General features: G+C 54.7%; 12 protein-coding genes. 11 read left to right on the top strand and 1 reads right to left on the bottom strand.

Features of this window, described 5'->3' with window-relative positions; genetic code table 11:
• Positions 1-25: 25 nt before the first annotated feature.
• On the bottom strand, positions 26-865 hold the full coding sequence (locus tag CHH28_RS18320; protein WP_157730000.1) for a DUF1853 family protein: 840 nt from the start codon (positions 863-865) through the stop codon (positions 26-28).
• 57 nt (positions 866-922) lie between these two features.
• On the opposite strand from CHH28_RS18320, the gene CHH28_RS18315 reads away from it, so the two are divergent.
• From CHH28_RS18315 to CHH28_RS18265, 11 genes are all read left to right on the top strand, one after another.
• A complete protein-coding gene (locus CHH28_RS18315) occupies positions 923-1,807 on the top strand; it encodes an NAD(+) kinase (RefSeq protein WP_094061666.1) in 885 nt (294 codons plus the stop codon).
• 3 nt (positions 1,808-1,810) lie between these two features.
• Positions 1,811-2,767 carry a metallophosphoesterase gene (locus CHH28_RS18310; RefSeq protein ID WP_094061665.1) on the top strand — a complete coding sequence of 319 codons (957 nt, stop codon included), beginning with the start codon at positions 1,811-1,813 and terminating at the stop codon, positions 2,765-2,767.
• Positions 2,767-3,597: a rhomboid family intramembrane serine protease gene (locus CHH28_RS18305; protein ID WP_094061664.1), complete on the top strand. Its 831-nt coding sequence runs from the start codon at positions 2,767-2,769 to the stop codon at positions 3,595-3,597. The genes CHH28_RS18310 and CHH28_RS18305 overlap by 1 nt, the downstream gene beginning before the upstream one ends.
• A 13-nt stretch (positions 3,598-3,610) precedes the next feature.
• Positions 3,611-3,859, top strand: coding sequence for a YeaC family protein (locus CHH28_RS18300; RefSeq protein ID WP_094061663.1), 249 nt, complete (start codon positions 3,611-3,613; stop codon positions 3,857-3,859).
• Positions 3,859-4,692, top strand: a complete 834-nt coding sequence (locus tag CHH28_RS18295; RefSeq protein ID WP_094061662.1) for a DUF2797 domain-containing protein — start codon at positions 3,859-3,861, stop codon at positions 4,690-4,692. Before CHH28_RS18300 ends, CHH28_RS18295 begins: the two co-directional genes overlap by 1 nt.
• Positions 4,693-4,703: 11 nt before the next feature.
• A complete protein-coding gene (gene pepN / locus CHH28_RS18290) occupies positions 4,704-7,331 on the top strand; it encodes an aminopeptidase N (protein WP_094061661.1) in 2,628 nt (875 codons plus the stop codon).
• A gap of 126 nt (positions 7,332-7,457) precedes the next feature.
• On the top strand, positions 7,458-8,825 hold the full coding sequence (locus CHH28_RS18285) for a DUF1329 domain-containing protein (RefSeq protein WP_094061660.1): 1,368 nt from the start codon (positions 7,458-7,460) through the stop codon (positions 8,823-8,825).
• A gap of 194 nt (positions 8,826-9,019) precedes the next feature.
• On the top strand, positions 9,020-10,225 hold the full coding sequence (locus CHH28_RS18280; RefSeq protein WP_094061659.1) for a WD40/YVTN/BNR-like repeat-containing protein: 1,206 nt from the start codon (positions 9,020-9,022) through the stop codon (positions 10,223-10,225).
• A 6-nt stretch (positions 10,226-10,231) separates the two neighbouring features.
• Entirely contained in the window at positions 10,232-12,715 is a 2,484-nt protein-coding gene (locus tag CHH28_RS18275; protein ID WP_094061658.1) for an efflux RND transporter permease subunit, read from the top strand.
• Between the two features lie 136 nt (positions 12,716-12,851).
• On the top strand, positions 12,852-13,652 hold the full coding sequence (locus CHH28_RS18270) for a hypothetical protein (RefSeq protein ID WP_094061657.1): 801 nt from the start codon (positions 12,852-12,854) through the stop codon (positions 13,650-13,652).
• The gene (locus CHH28_RS18265; protein WP_233243655.1) at positions 13,652-14,704 is read left to right on the top strand and encodes an AraC family transcriptional regulator; all 1,053 of its coding nucleotides are present in this window, start codon (positions 13,652-13,654) and stop codon (positions 14,702-14,704) included. The genes CHH28_RS18270 and CHH28_RS18265 overlap by 1 nt, the downstream gene beginning before the upstream one ends.
• The last annotated feature ends 102 nt before the right edge of the window (positions 14,705-14,806 follow it).

The following is a 14,806-nucleotide window of genomic DNA, read 5'->3' as shown; positions in this document are numbered from 1 at the left end:
AGCCTGTGTTTAACAGAGTCAGCTGCTAGCGTGGCCAATGATCTGGCATCAGCATCCAACGCTGCTGTTCCACCAAGGCAGTGCCATCCGCGGGCACTTTTATCAGACACAGTCCGGTATCCAGCGACTGAAAATGTCTGCGACAATACGTCAACACCTCATCGCGTGAGACACTGATCGGCGCGGTTACTGGGCTGATCCAATCCGGTTTGGCCAGAATGTACCAGTCGCCGTCTGGCAAATACCTATCTGCTGCATGCATATGACACCAGTGGCCGCGCCAGTGGTCGGGGTTGACCTCGCTGGGCAGCTGGCCTTGGTACGCAGGGTCGGCGGGGTGGAATAAGCAGCCTCGCATCAAGGCTTGGCTCTGCTGTGGCCGCCATTGCGGCTCTAGGCTTTGTTGAGTTTGTGGATGTTGCGCCAGTGGCAATTGGCGTTGCTGGGTATGTTGAATTTTGTCGGCCAGATAGTCGCGTCGATTGGGGCCAATCCAGTCATCGCCGAAACCTAAGTAAAACTTTAACGCCAACTCCAGATGCATGGCGTGTTCATCCGCGCGCATGATGACATCTAGCTCGCCTAACGTGCGTTCGGTTGAGCGCACTTGGATGTTAAAGCGCGCATCGATGGCCATTAACGCAAAGTATTGCTGCCACAATTGCTCAAAGCGAAAGCCGAGGCGCGAGCTGGAAAACTCTGGCGGCTGCTCGGGCAACGAGTCGGGAATGATGAGCCAATCCGGCCTTGCCGGGCACCACTGGCAGTCCAGCAGTGACGGGCCACAGACACTCCAATACCACTGTTGTTGTGCTTGGGAAAGTTGGGCATAGCCTGCTGGCAGAGGCATCGACTGATCTATCAAGTGTCATAAACTCCTGTATCATGACCGACACATACTCTGCCCGGCATGGAACAGGTGATGGAAGAATTCCGCAATATTGGCATTATCGGTCGACTAAACAGCAACAAAGTCATTGAAACGGTTAAGCGCCTTAACCGGTATCTGATTGACGAAGGCTATCACGTCATCTTGGATGATCGTATTGCTGAAGTGATGCCAGGGCATGGCATGCAGGTCTCGGGTGTCAGTCTGCTGGGCGAAATTTGCGATTTGGTGATTGTGATCGGCGGTGATGGCAGCTTGCTGGGTGCTGCCCGCGCACTGGCCAAATACAACGTTCCGGTGCTCGGCGTTAACCGTGGGCGGCTGGGTTTTTTAACCGACATCAGTCCAGACGAGCAAATGTGCGACGCGGTGCAGTCGGTGCTGGACGGCGAGTACGTAGAAGAGCGTCGCTTTTTACTCGATGCCGAAATCAAACGCGAAGGCAACCCGATTGCCAGTGGCGCGGCGCTGAACGATGTGGTGCTGCACCCGGGTAAATCGGCGCGCATGATCGCCTTCGATTTGTACATTGAAGGGCAATTTGTATACAACCTGCGCTCCGATGGCTTGATTGTCTCGACACCAACGGGCTCTACCGCCTATGCCTTATCTGGCGGCGGCCCGATCATGCATCCACGCTTGGACGCGCTGGTATTGGTGCCGATGTTCCCGCATACCTTATCCAGCCGCCCGATCGTGGTGGATGGCAAAAGTGAAATTAAAATCGTCATCGACGCCAGTCAGGACATCTACCCAACCGTGAGCTGCGACGGTCAGACCCACACCCCGTGTGCCCCTGGCGACAGTGTTACAATCCGCAAGAAGGCCCACAAACTGAAGCTGATTCATCCTAAGAATCACAACTTTTACGAAATTTGCCGCACCAAGCTGGGCTGGAATAGCAGCGTCGGAGACTGAAGTATGCATCAGGGCTATGACCTGATTGGGGACATCCACGGCTGTGGCAATACCCTTATCAGCCTGCTGGAGCAAATGGGCTACAGCAAGCGTAATGGCGTTTACCAACACAGTAAGCGCAAGGTGGTGTTTGTTGGCGATATTGTCGATCGTGGCCCGAATATCCGCCTGGCCTGTCATGTGGTGCGCGATATGGTCGACGCTGGCCATGCCGAAATCGTGATGGGCAATCATGAATACAACGTGGTTACCTATTGCAGCGAGGCTCCCGCGGGCTCCAGACAACGCTACTTACGCCCGCACACCGAGCGCAACAACTTCATCGTCGAGCAAACGTTAGAGCAGTATGCCAATTATCCGGGTGAGTTTCGTGAGTTGCTCGAGTGGTTTACCGAGTTGCCGTTGTTTCTCGATTTTGATCACTTCCGTGTGATTCATGCCTGCTGGGATCAGGCCATGATCGATGAATTTATCGCCCGCTATGGCGGCAACCAATTGCACAAAGGATTGCTGCCGGAGTCGGTCGATACGTCGTCGTTTTTGTACCGCTTCTTGGATCGCACGCTGCGTGGTACGTCATTGAAATTGCCGGACGGCCGTTCGATGACCGCCAAAGATGGCATGGTGCGCCAGTTCTTTCGCACCAAATTTTGGCAGCACCAACCGCAGCGATACAGTGATGTGATTTTTCAGCCAGACCCGCTGCCGGAAGACATCCAGCATGCGCTGCTCAGTCCGGAAGAAAAGCAGCAGCTGTTGTATTACGGCGAGGATCAAAAACCATTATTTATTGGCCATTATTGGATGTCGGGCATACCTGAGCCGATTGTGCCGAATATCGCGTGTCTTGATTACAGCGCGGTGAAATACGGACGCTTAGTGGCCTATCGCATGGACACTGAGCACCGTTTGCAGCCGGGTAAGTTCACCTGGGTGCGGGTGGAAAAGAGTGAGCGCTGATGTCGGCTGTACGGGTGTTGGTGGCCGATCTTAATGTCGATTTGTCACCGCTGACCAAACAACTGTGGGCCGAGCGAGTTGCTCATAGGGTCATTGTCGAAGACGGGCAGCAGCATTTGCTGGTGGCTGAAGCCGAAGACGCTGAGCGTGTGAAAGCACTGTTAGAGCAGTGGCAAGCAGGGCAGTTGCAACAACAACCGCCAGCCCACGATGCTCGTGCTTGGCAAGCACTGCTGAGCCTGACGGCGATGCCTGTGTCCAGCATTGGCTTGCTGCTGTTATGGCTGGTGTATGGCTGGATGCAAATCAGCACCGAGTGGCAGCCTTGGCTGATGCTGGGCGCCGAGCTGTGGCCGCAGCAACGTTGGCACTGGTCGGCGTATGCGGACATGGGATTGTGGACACTCTGGCGTCCGGCGCTGTTGCATTTCTCCTTGCTGCACATTGTGATGAACAGCTTTTGGTGGTGGATTCTGGCCAGGCGCATTGAGCGCTTGGACGGTGCCTGGGTACTAATGCTGCTGGTTTTGAGCAGTGGTTTGCTCGGTAACGTAGTGCAGTGGTGGTATGCCGGGCCGGCTTTTGGCGGCGCTTCTGGAATTACTTTGGCGCTGCTGGGCTGGGTAGGGATGCGCCAGCGACGCGGGCAGTCTTATCAATTGCCCGCCGGCTTATTACCATTGATGATCGTGTGGCTGCTGCTTACCCTGTTTGCAGACACACTCTTTCCCGGCCTGAGTGGCACCGCACATGGTGCGCATTTAGGTGGCTTGATATTTGGCCTGGCCATCGCATGGTTATGGCCGCTCAGACCTTCACAAGAGGTTTAACAGAGGTACGCACATGACTTTGGATCAGCTGATTCAATCCCTCACCCCTGAGGTGTATGAAAACCTAAAAAATGCCATCGCCACCGGGCGTTGGCCAGATGGCCGCAAACTGGTCGATGACCAGCGTGAACTGTGCATGCAGGCGGTTATTTACTACGAAGAAACTCACCAGGTGCCTGCTGACCAGCGCGTCGGTTTTATCGGCGGGCAGTGCAGCTCGAAAGCCGATGATGACGATGTGCAGCCTCTGAATCTGCACTGATGGGCACATTTGAAGGTCAGCTTTCCAAGCTGCAGATCCAGGTCGGTGATGGCGGCGAAGCACAGTATTCTCTGGTGTTAGACGATCAACCTGTGGTGACTTTGAACCCGCATGTGGGCGAGCCCATTCGGTTGTCTTACCAAGGCCAGATTCAATGCCAGCATTGTGGCCGAGCGACAAAAAAAAGCTATTCACAAGGCTTTTGCTACCCCTGTTTTATTTCTTTAGCGCAGTGCGATCGCTGCATGATGGCGCCGGAAACGTGCCACTTTCATCAGGGCACCTGCCGCGATGAGCAATGGGCGCAGCAGGTGTGTTTTCGCGATCACATCGTCTATCTGGCCAACTCATCGGGCGTCAAAGTGGGCATTACCCGGGCGACGCAAGTGCCGACTCGCTGGCTGGACCAAGGCGCCAGTCAGGCGCTGGCGATTGCCCGCACGGCTAACCGGCGGCTGGCCGGATTGCTGGAAGACACCTTGCGCCAATGCCTTGCGGACAAAACCAATTGGCGTGCTTTGCTCAAAGGCGAAGCCGCTGAGGTCGATTTGCTGGCGGTCTTGGCTGAGGTGCGTGACACGCTGCAGCAGCCACTGCAAGCGCTGCAAGATCAGTATCCAGATGAACTGCATTGGTTGCTGGAGTCGGTGTGGCAGGTGGCTTATCCGGTGCAGCAATACCCGACCAAAGTCGTTAGCCACAACTTTGATAAGACCCCTGAAGTAAGTGGTCGCTTACTGGGAATGAAAGGCCAGTATTTAATCCTTGATACTGGCGTGATCAATTTACGCAAATTTAGCGCTTACCGCGTGGCGGTTAGCGTCGGAACATAAAGGAGAGTCGCATGCGCGATGCACAACCGAATACCAAATATTTGAAGGACTACACCGCTCCGGCTTACTGGATCGATCACACCGAGCTCACCGTTGAGCTGTTTGACGACTACACCGACGTCACGGCGCAATTGCGTATTCGCCGCAACGACGAGCTAGACGCAGCGGGCAGCCTGACGCTCGATGGTCAGGAGTTGGAGTTGCTGTCGGTGGCACTCGACGGCAATACGCTCAGCGCCGAGCAATACCAAGTGGGCGATGAGTCACTGACGCTCAGCGGCTTGGGTGATCAACACCTGCTGACCATTCGCAACCGCATCTACCCGCAGAACAATACCGCGCTGGAAGGCTTGTACCGCAGTGGCGGCATGTACTGCACACAGTGTGAAGCCGAGGGTTTCCGCCGCATTAGCTACTACCTCGACCGCCCGGACGTCATGTCTGAGTTCACCACTCACATCATCGCAGCGGATGGTCAGTGGCCGGTGATGCTGTCGAACGGCAATAAGATTGCTGACAGTGTGATGGAAGATGGTCGCCGCCGTGTTAGCTGGCACGACCCATTCCCTAAACCTTGTTACCTGTTCGCCCTGGTAGCGGGCGATTTGCGCGTATTGGAAGACACCTTCACCACCATGAGTGGTCGTGAAGTGGCCCTGCAGATTTTCGTCGAGCCACAAAACATCGACAAAACCGAGTACGCCATGGACGCCCTGAAGCGTTCGATGCGTTGGGATGAGGAAGTGTACGGCCGCGAATACGATCTGGACGTGTTTATGATCGTCGCGGTGGACGACTTCAACATGGGCGCGATGGAGAACAAAGGCCTCAATATCTTTAACTCCTCTTGTGTATTGGCCAACCCAGCCACCGCCACCGACAGCACCTATTTGCGCATCGAAGCCATTGTGGCGCACGAGTACTTCCACAACTGGTCGGGCAACCGTGTCACCTGCCGGGACTGGTTCCAGTTGAGCTTGAAAGAAGGTTTCACCGTGTTCCGCGATGCCGGTTTCTCCGCCGATATGAACTCGGCGACGGTGAAGCGGGTGGAAGACGTGCAAATGCTGCGTACCGTACAGTTTGCCGAAGACGGCGGTCCAATGGCACACCCGGTACAACCAGACTCGTTTATCGAAATCTCTAACTTCTACACCGTCACCATTTATGAAAAAGGTGCCGAAGTGGTGGGCATGCTGCACCGCTTGTTGGGCGAAGAGGGCTTCCGTAAAGGGTCTGACCTGTACTTTGATCGTCATGACGGCCAAGCGGTTACCATCCATGAGTTTGTCGCCGCGATGGAAGACGCCAATGGCATCGACCTGAGCCAGTTTAAGCTGTGGTACAAGCAGGCAGGTACGCCGGTGGTCGAGGCCGCTAGCAGCTACGACGCCGACGCCCAGACCCTGACTTTAACCTTGCGTCAGCACACGCCAGACACTCCTGGGCAAACGGATAAGCAACCGCTGTGGATTCCTCTGGCACTAGGCCTGTTGGACGCTGCTGGCAACGACATGCCGGTGCAAGTAGAACCAGCAGAGGCCTGGACGGCCAGCAGCCAAGTGCTGCACTTGCGTGAAGCAGAGCAGACCTTTGTTTTCCACAACGTCAGCGAGCGCCCAGAGCTGTCTCTGCTGCGCCACTTCAGCGCGCCCGTGAAGCTCGAGTATCAGCAAAGCCCAGAGCAACTGTTGTTCCTGCTGCAGCACGATACCGATGGTTTCAATCGTTGGGATGCCGGTCAGAAGCTGATGCTGCACTGGATTGAGCAGGCACGCAGCGGTAGCTTCAGCCTGAGCGATGCCGAACAAACGGCGCTGGTGTCACTGCTGCAAGACGATCAGCTGGACAAATCCATGCTCAGCTATCTGCTGAACTTGCCGTCTGAATCTTACGTTGCCGAGTTCAGTGCCCCGGTTGACCCAGCTGCCATTCATCATGCGCGTGAAACCGTGCGCTTGGCGATCGCCAATACCCTGCTGCCTCACCTGGCCGAGCGCTACCAGCAACTGCAATCGCCAGTGGCGTACCAGCCAGAGCCGCAACAGATGGCGCAGCGTGCGCTGAAAAATCTGGTGCTGAGCTATTGGGCATTGGTGAGCAGTGACGGCGTGACCGCGGCCCAAGCTCAGTTTGAGCAGGCCGATAACATGACCGATCAGATGGCTGCGCTGCTGTCATTGGTGAATTACGGCAGTGACGAGCAAGCCGACGCGGCACTGGCCAGCTTCTACCAGCAATGGCAGCACGACACTCTGGTGGTTAACCAGTGGTTGTCGGTACAAGCCGGTTCCAGCAGGCGCGCCACGGTGGCATCGATTGAGCAGTTACTGCAGCACGAAGCCTTTGACTGGCGTAACCCGAACAAGGTGCGCTCTGTTTTGGGTGTGTTCGCCAACCAGGCGTTGGTGTCGTTCCACCAGAGTGACGCCAGTGGTTATGCCCTGTTGGCCGATGCCATCATCAAACTGAATGGCATTAACCCGCAGATGGCGTCGCGTTTGCTGACTCCGCTGACGCGTTGGAAGCGTTTGATTCCAGAGCTGTCGGCGTTAATGCGAGCGCAGTTGGAGCGTATTCAATCGCAAGAAGACCTGTCTAAAGACGTGTACGAAGTGGTGAGCAAAAGCCTGTCGTGACCGCTTGGGTGTCAGCGTCAGCAGACGTTGGCACCCATACATAACTGCGTTGCCGTTTGAGCAACAACGCAACTTTCTTTATGCTGCGAGGTTCAAGCCGCTGTAGCGGAAGAAAGAGGTCGCATAATGAAGAACAATAATTGGATCGCGGCTGGCGCCCTTGCGTTGGTTGTCTTCGCTTCACACAGTTGGGCAGCCGTGTCGGTAAAACAAGCCGACCGTCTGAAAGGGGAGCTCATGCCACTTGGCGGCGAGCGCGCTGGCAATGGCAATGACATTCCTCCGTGGCGTGGTGGATTGACGCTACCACCTTTGGGGTATGAAAAGCCCGGTCAGCACCATCAAGACCCGTTCCCGCAAGACGAACCGCTGTTTACCATCACCTCCTCCAACATGAAGCAGTACGCGGATTATCTGACGGAAGGCCAGCAGGCCATGTTCCGCAAGTATCCAGATACCTTCCGCATGCCGATTTATCAAACCCGTCGTACCGCAGCGGCGCCTGAGTGGGTGTACGAAAACACCTACAAAAACGCCATTCGCGCCGAGCTCGGTGGTGAGGGTAACGCACTGCTGTATGCCTACGGCGGCATACCGTTCCCGATTGCGCAAAACGGTCTGGAAGCGATTTGGAATCACATTACTCGCTGGCGCGGGATTTATCTGACTCGCCGTGCGTCGGAGCTGGCGGTGCATCGCGACGGCGATTATTCACTGGTGACGGTGCAGCAAGAAGTCGAATTTAACTACTATCGCACCGACCGCACCATCGAAGATCTCGACAATATTCTGTTCTACTACCTGTCGTTTACCAAAGCGCCGGCACGCTTAGCTGGCGGTGCGGTGTTGGTGCATGAGACCTTGAACCAGGTCGATGAACCGCGCCAAGCCTGGGGCTACAACGCTGGTCAACGACGTGTACGCCGGGCGCCTAACCTGGCTTACGACACGCCCATTGCTGCTGCCGATGGTTTGCGCTATGCCGACGACACCGACATGTTTAACGGCGCTCCAGACCGCTACAACTGGAAGCTGCTGGGTAAGCGTGAGCTGTACATTCCTTACAATAACTATCGCTTGAGCGCAGACACCGTCAGTTACGATGACCTGATTCAGCCAGGCCACCTCAACCCAGATTTCACTCGCTATGAAAAACACCGCGTATGGGTGGTGGAAGCGACGCTGAAGGAAGGCATGCGGCATGTGTATCAGCGGCGAGTGTTTTACCTCGATGAGGACACCTGGGGCATTGCCGTTGCTGATCAATACGACGCGGCGGATGAGCTGTGGCGCGTGAACATGGCCTACATCAAAACCTACTACGAGATGCCAGTGACTTGGACCACGATGGACGTGTTCCACGACTTAAAAGCCGGGCGTTACCATCTGCAAGGTCTGGATAACCAGGAAGAGGGCACCATTGATTACAGCCAGGAGCCCCCGGGTGAGCGTTACTTCACCCCCGCAGAACTACGTAGGCGAGGACGGCGTTAATAATTGGCTCAAACGCACCAGATGAACGCTATTTTGTGTTTTCGGTGCGTTTACATAGCCGCGGTAGGCCTGTAAACATGGGCCTGATTCGCCTATTGACCTCTTACATTCTGTAACATCAGGCGGTTAGGCAAGCTACCCAGGTTGGGATATGCTAGCCGCCTTCCGACATTAGTATAATAACGGAGTTCTATATGTTTTCTGATTTGGTTCAGCGCCGTCAGAGTGCCCGCATGGCACCTTGGCAGCGCTTCACCATTGGCCTACTGCTGTGCCTTATGCTGGCACCAACGGCCCACAGTGCTTGGCAAGACCCGCTTGCCACCCCAGCCATGGCTACCGAGTTGGCGCACCAGGAATTGCTGCTGGATGTGACGCGCGCCGACCAACGGCTTATCGCAGTGGGGGCCCATGGCCACATTATTTACTCCGATGATCACGGACAAAGCTGGCAACAGGCGCGTGTGCCGGTCAAAGTCACGCTCACCTCAGTGCATTTTCCATCGGGCAAATACGGCTGGGCCGTTGGCCATGATGGCGTCATTTTGCACAGCAACGATGGTGGCGCTAGCTGGATTAAACAGTTTGAAGGTTTTCGTGCCAACGACGCCATTGTCGCTGCGGCCAAGCAGTTAAAAGCAACGCGCGAAGCACAGTTGGCCAGCGCGGAAGAGCAAGGCGATGACGTCGCCATTGAAGAGGCGGAAATTCAGCTGGAAAACGCCACCTTCGCTTTGGATGACGCACTGTACGATCAGGAAACTGGCTCCACCAAACCGTTTTTAGATGTCTGGTTTTACGACGCACGCCGCGGTTTTGCCGTGGGTGCCTATGGCATGGCGTTTTACACCGCTGACGGCGGCCAGACTTGGCAGGACATCTCTGCTCGCATTCCGAATCCCGATCGCATGCACCTCAATGCCATCGAGCCTGTTGGTGCCACGGCACTGACGTTAATCGGTGAAGCCGGCACGCTGATTCGCTCGGACGATTTGGGCGGTAACTGGCGTGCAATGCTGGCACCTTATGAAGGCTCGCTATTTGGTCTGGTGCAGCGTGACGATGAGCAATGGTTGTTTGGCTTGCGTGGCCATGTATTCCACTCCCGCGACGATGGCATCAGCTGGACTGAATTAAGTACCGGCAGTGAGCAAACCCTGTTGGGCGGCGTCAGCACTCGCGATAACACCGTATTGGTCGGTAATGGCGGTTCCGTCATCGTGTTGCAAAAGGTGGGCAATAACATCCGTTCCATCATTATTGAAGGGCGTAAGGCGTACGCCGGTGTCGCGCAAACCAGTGAGGGCGGCTTCATTCTTGTGGGTGAAGACGGTGTCAAACGCTTATCTGCCGAGGGTGAGCTGTTAAACACCCAAATCAGTATGGCGTCAGGAGAATAAGCACCAATGAGTGAACAAAAGCATCATTTTAATTCTGAGCCAGAGCACTACATTCTGTCTCCTGAAACAGAGCCCATGCTAGAGCGTTTTCTGTTTGGAAATCGCACTCTGGTGCTGATTATTTTGGCGGCGCTGACGGCGGTATTTGCCTATGGCCTGACCAAAGTAAAGCTGGACTCCAGCATTGAAAAATACATCCCGCTGAATCACCAATACATTCAAAATTACTTGGTGCACAAAGACGACATGAAAAGCGGTGTCGCCAATGTGAAAATTGCCGTGGAAGCCGTCGACGGTGATATTTTCACCAAAGACTACATGGAGACACTGAGTAAAATTAACGACGAAGTCTTTTTTGTTCGCGGCGTCGATCGTTCTGGCATGCAGTCCTTATGGACACCCAATACGCGCTGGACGGAAGTGACCGAAGAGGGCTTTCAAGGCGGCCCGGTGATTCCAAGCACCTACGACGGTTCTGCCGACAGCCTCGAACAAGTGCGTCAAAATGTACTCAAGTCCGGTCAGGTTGGCCGCTTAGTGGCGAACGATTTCCGCTCGTCGATCATTGACGTGCCACTGGTGGAATACGACCCGGAAACCGGCGAAAAACTGAGTTATCAGCAGTTCTCGCACGATTTGGAAGCGAAAATTCGCGATCAGTTCGGCGGCGATCAATATCGTATTTACATCACTGGTACACCGAAAAAACTCGGTGATTTGCTCGATGGTGCAGGCCAAATTGCGTTTTTCTTCTTGGCCGCCATGATTGCCACCGCCGTGTTGTTGTATCTGTATTCACGCTGCCCGAAAGGCACGGTGGTGCCGATCATCGCATCGCTGATTGCGGTGGTGTGGCAATTGGGTGCGCTGGCGCTGCTGGGCTTTACCATTGACCTGTATTCCGTCTTGGTGCCGTTTTTGGTGTTTGCCATCGGCATCAGCCACGGCGTACAAATCATTAATGGCATTGCCATCGAAAGCGGCAAAGGCGCTAACCGCGAACAAGCCGCGCGCCAAGCGTTCCGCGGTTTGTATGTGCCAGGCATGCTGGCATTGATGTCCGACGCCATCGGCTTTTTGACCTTGCTGTTTATTGATATCGGTGTGATCCAGGAGCTGGCTATTGCTGCGTCTGTGGGTGTGGCCATGATCATTGTGACCAACCTGGTATTGCTGCCGATCGTGATGTCTTATTTGGGCATTAGTAAAGCCGGTGTGCGCCACGCAGAAAAAACCGAACGTTCAGACCCAGTGTTGTGGCGACTGGTGTCTCAGTTTGCTAATCGCAAAGTGGCACCGCTGCCGATTATTATCGCTGCTGCCATGGCGGTGGTGGGTTTCTTTGTCAGCCAAGACTTAAAAATCGGTGACTTGGATAAAGGCGCCCCTGAGCTGCGTGCTGACTCTCGCTATAACCTAGATAACGACTTTATGGTGTCGCACTATTCCACCAGCTCTGACGTGTTGGTGGTGATGGTGGAAACGCCACCAGAGCAGTGCAACGACTTTAAAGTAATGGACGCCGTCGATCGCTTTATGTGGCATATGGAAAATGTGCCTGGCGTACAGTCGACCACATCCTTGGTGACCGTTTCCAAACTGGTGACCAAAGCGATGAACGAGGGCAATCTGAACTGGTCAGCGCTGTCGCGTAACCAAACCATTTTGAACACGTCGATTCAGCGTGCGCCAAGCGGCTTGATCAACCCGGATTGCTCGATGGCGCCGGTGATTGTGTATTTGAACGACCACAAAGCCGAAACGCTAGAGACCGCAGTCGCGGCGGTGGAAGAGTTTAAAGCGCAATACGACGATACCGTCGAGCAAAAATACTTTGAAATGCGCATTCCGCAAATTCAACAAGCCATTGCCAACGGTGAAATCGACTCCGTACCGGTACGTTTCCAATTGGCATCGGGTAATGCGGGCATCGAGGCTGCGACCAATCAGGTGATTGCCGAGGCGCAAAACACCATGCTGGTCTTCGTTTACGTGGTGGTGTTTGTACTGTGTTTTATTACCTTCCGCTCGTTTACTGCAGTGGCCTGTATCATTATTCCACTGGTGCTGACATCCATTCTGTCGCAAGCCTTGATGACCTACCTGGGCATTGGCGTAAAAGTGGCCACTTTGCCGGTGATTGCACTGGGCGTGGGGATTGGCGTTGACTACGGCATCTATATTTATAACCGCCTTGAGGTGATGATCATCGCTGGCAAAAATATGCAGGAAGCTTTCCTGGAAACGCTGAAGTCTACCGGCAAAGCGGTGAGCTTTACCGGCATTACTCTGGCCTTAGGCGTGGGCACCTGGATGCTGTCGCCGATTAAGTTCCAGGCCGACATGGGTGTGCTGCTGACCTTTATGTTCTTGTGGAACATGTTGGGCGCGCTGATCTTGCTGCCTGCTCTGGCAACCTTCTTGTTGCGTCCGGAGCGTATGCGTCAACGTCATCGTGATCGCCATGGTGATGTACCGCCGGCGGGTTGATGAAGAAAAAAACGGTGGCCATGCCACCGTTTTTTTATGCCGTTGATTGCGTTTTATTTAGCTGAGCACCGGCTCTGCGTTGACTGACTCGTACAATGACCGACAATGGAGCTTTTAAAACCATCAGGAGCCAAACATGACATCGCCTTTGGGCCTTAAACCCGACTTGCCCGTGGTGGACATCACCTCTGACGCTGCATCTTTGTTGTGGCAAAAACGCACGCAAGTGATGCGCATGTTTTTACCCGTGTTGCTACTGCTGGCTGCCATCGATTGGTTATCACAAGCAATGTATCCCGTGGTGGAGGACGCTGTGGTGTTTCAGCCGTCCCAGCTGATATTTATGTTGGCGTCGCTGTTTATCAGTATTTTAATGGCGACCGCCTGCCACCGCTTTACCTTACTGCCGCAAGACCGTTGGCACGCCAACGCTTTGCACGGTTTTCGACGTGATGAATGGCGCTATTTGCTGCGCTCCATCGTTATTGGCCTGGTGGTGGTTTTGTTGGCGATATCCATCGCCGGCATCGGTATCGCCCTGCTGGGCAAAGACGCTGTACTGTTGGTGGGCGTGGTGACGGCGATGCTGGCTCTGTACGTGATGTCTCGTTTGGCCATTACTTTGCCAGCAATTGCATTAGGGCAGCACAGCCCACTGAAGCAGGCTTGGGAGTTGAGTCGTGGCAACGGCTCACGCTTGGTACTGGTGGTGTTTTTAATTCCGATGTTGCTGGGTTCGCCTTTTATGTTGCTACTGGTGCTGGACAGTGGCGTTGGTGTTTTGTCCTATCTCGCCAGCTTTGGCATTTACATCACCAGCTTGATATCACTGGTGATGTTATCGCTGGCGTATCAATTTTTATGCGACCTGAATGACGTCGATGCGTTGCAAGAACCGGCGGAAGTCACAGATAACGACAACCACTTTGATGCCTGATGATGAAGCTCGGTGATATTTCGGTGGCGTACGTGGAGCTGATGGTGCGCGCTGCAGAGCAGTTGGGCGCTGATGCCGCTCCGCTGTTGGCGCAATATCAACTCGATCAGGTGCGCCTGGCGTCGGCGGATGCACGCATCAGTATCCCACGCTTTATGCGCCTCGGGCACGATCTGATTGAGCAATGTCAGGCGCCACAACTCGGTTTGGTGATGGGGCAATTAACCTCAGCATCGCATTTAGGGTTGGCGGGTTTGCTGGCGCAAAGTGCCAGTGACGTACGTACCGCATGTCGCTGTTTGACCGAGTACGAGTTGTTGTCGAGTTTTAATTCACGCGGTCGCTCGCAGTTCAGTCTTGAGCAAGGGCAGGGCATTGCGCACTTTTATTCCATCAGCCCGTACAATGCCTTTAACTTGTTTGTGGTCGACTCGGTGCTGGCCGGTTGGGCGGCCATGCTGCACTGGCTGACCGGACGCAATGATTTAATCGCTCGCGTCGAGGTGGAATTTTCACGCCCAGCTTACGGCGATTTTTACAAACAGGCCTTTCCTGCGGAGGTGGTGTTTGATGCGCCGCGCAATGCGGTGGTGCTGCATGATTGGGCATTGTCGCTGCCTTCGCTGCATCGTTGTGCATCTACCTATGAAGGGCTAAAGCGCTTGGCGGATCGTGAATTGCAGCGAGTGCGCTTAGGGCTGAGTTTTCGTGAGCAGGTAGAGCGCGCCATTGGCCCACTGTTAAATGGTCAAACACCGACGCTGGAAGCGGTATCGCAGCGGTTAAATATGGCGCCTTGGACGGTGCGGCGCCGACTGAGCAGTGAGGACACCAACTTCCAGCAAGTATTGAACGACACACGCCGCAATCTCGCCATGAGTTATGTGCGCGATACCAGCCTGACCCTGGGAGAAATTGCGTATTTGCTCGGTTTTGGCTCGGCTGCGGCTTTTCAACGTGCTTTTAAACGCTGGAGCGGCATCGCCCCTGGACGTTTTCGAGAGCAATGCCGCCTTCACATTTCCACGGCATCATCGCCATCGTCTGGGTAGTCGTCCAAATCCAAGTAGTCGTCCAGTTCATGCGACATGACGGTCACTCCTGTGCACTGGGTTGCTTCGTGTAGCGCTACTGGTGCAGCGGCACTTCCTTCA

This window comes from Bacterioplanes sanyensis (assembly GCF_002237535.1).
Classification (GTDB): Bacteria; Pseudomonadota; Gammaproteobacteria; order Pseudomonadales; family Oceanobacteraceae; genus Bacterioplanes; species Bacterioplanes sanyensis_A.
The sequence above is the reverse complement of the archived record's forward strand: the minus strand, read 5'-3'. Positions and strand labels throughout refer to the sequence as shown.

Coding starts and splice junctions, on each gene's coding strand:
- CHH28_RS18270 (WP_094061657.1), top strand. CDS start 12,852: ATGACATCGCCTTTGGGCCTTAAACCCGACTTGCCCGTGGTGGACATC.
- CHH28_RS18280 (WP_094061659.1), top strand. CDS start 9,020: ATGTTTTCTGATTTGGTTCAGCGCCGTCAGAGTGCCCGCATGGCACCT.
- CHH28_RS18285 (WP_094061660.1), top strand. CDS start 7,458: ATGAAGAACAATAATTGGATCGCGGCTGGCGCCCTTGCGTTGGTTGTC.
- CHH28_RS18310 (WP_094061665.1), top strand. CDS start 1,811: ATGCATCAGGGCTATGACCTGATTGGGGACATCCACGGCTGTGGCAAT.
- CHH28_RS18295 (WP_094061662.1), top strand. CDS start 3,859: ATGGGCACATTTGAAGGTCAGCTTTCCAAGCTGCAGATCCAGGTCGGT.
- pepN (WP_094061661.1), top strand. CDS start 4,704: ATGCGCGATGCACAACCGAATACCAAATATTTGAAGGACTACACCGCT.
- CHH28_RS18275 (WP_094061658.1), top strand. CDS start 10,232: ATGAGTGAACAAAAGCATCATTTTAATTCTGAGCCAGAGCACTACATT.
- CHH28_RS18305 (WP_094061664.1), top strand. CDS start 2,767: ATGTCGGCTGTACGGGTGTTGGTGGCCGATCTTAATGTCGATTTGTCA.
- CHH28_RS18315 (WP_094061666.1), top strand. CDS start 923: ATGGAAGAATTCCGCAATATTGGCATTATCGGTCGACTAAACAGCAAC.
- CHH28_RS18265 (WP_233243655.1), top strand. CDS start 13,652: ATGATGAAGCTCGGTGATATTTCGGTGGCGTACGTGGAGCTGATGGTG.
- CHH28_RS18300 (WP_094061663.1), top strand. CDS start 3,611: ATGACTTTGGATCAGCTGATTCAATCCCTCACCCCTGAGGTGTATGAA.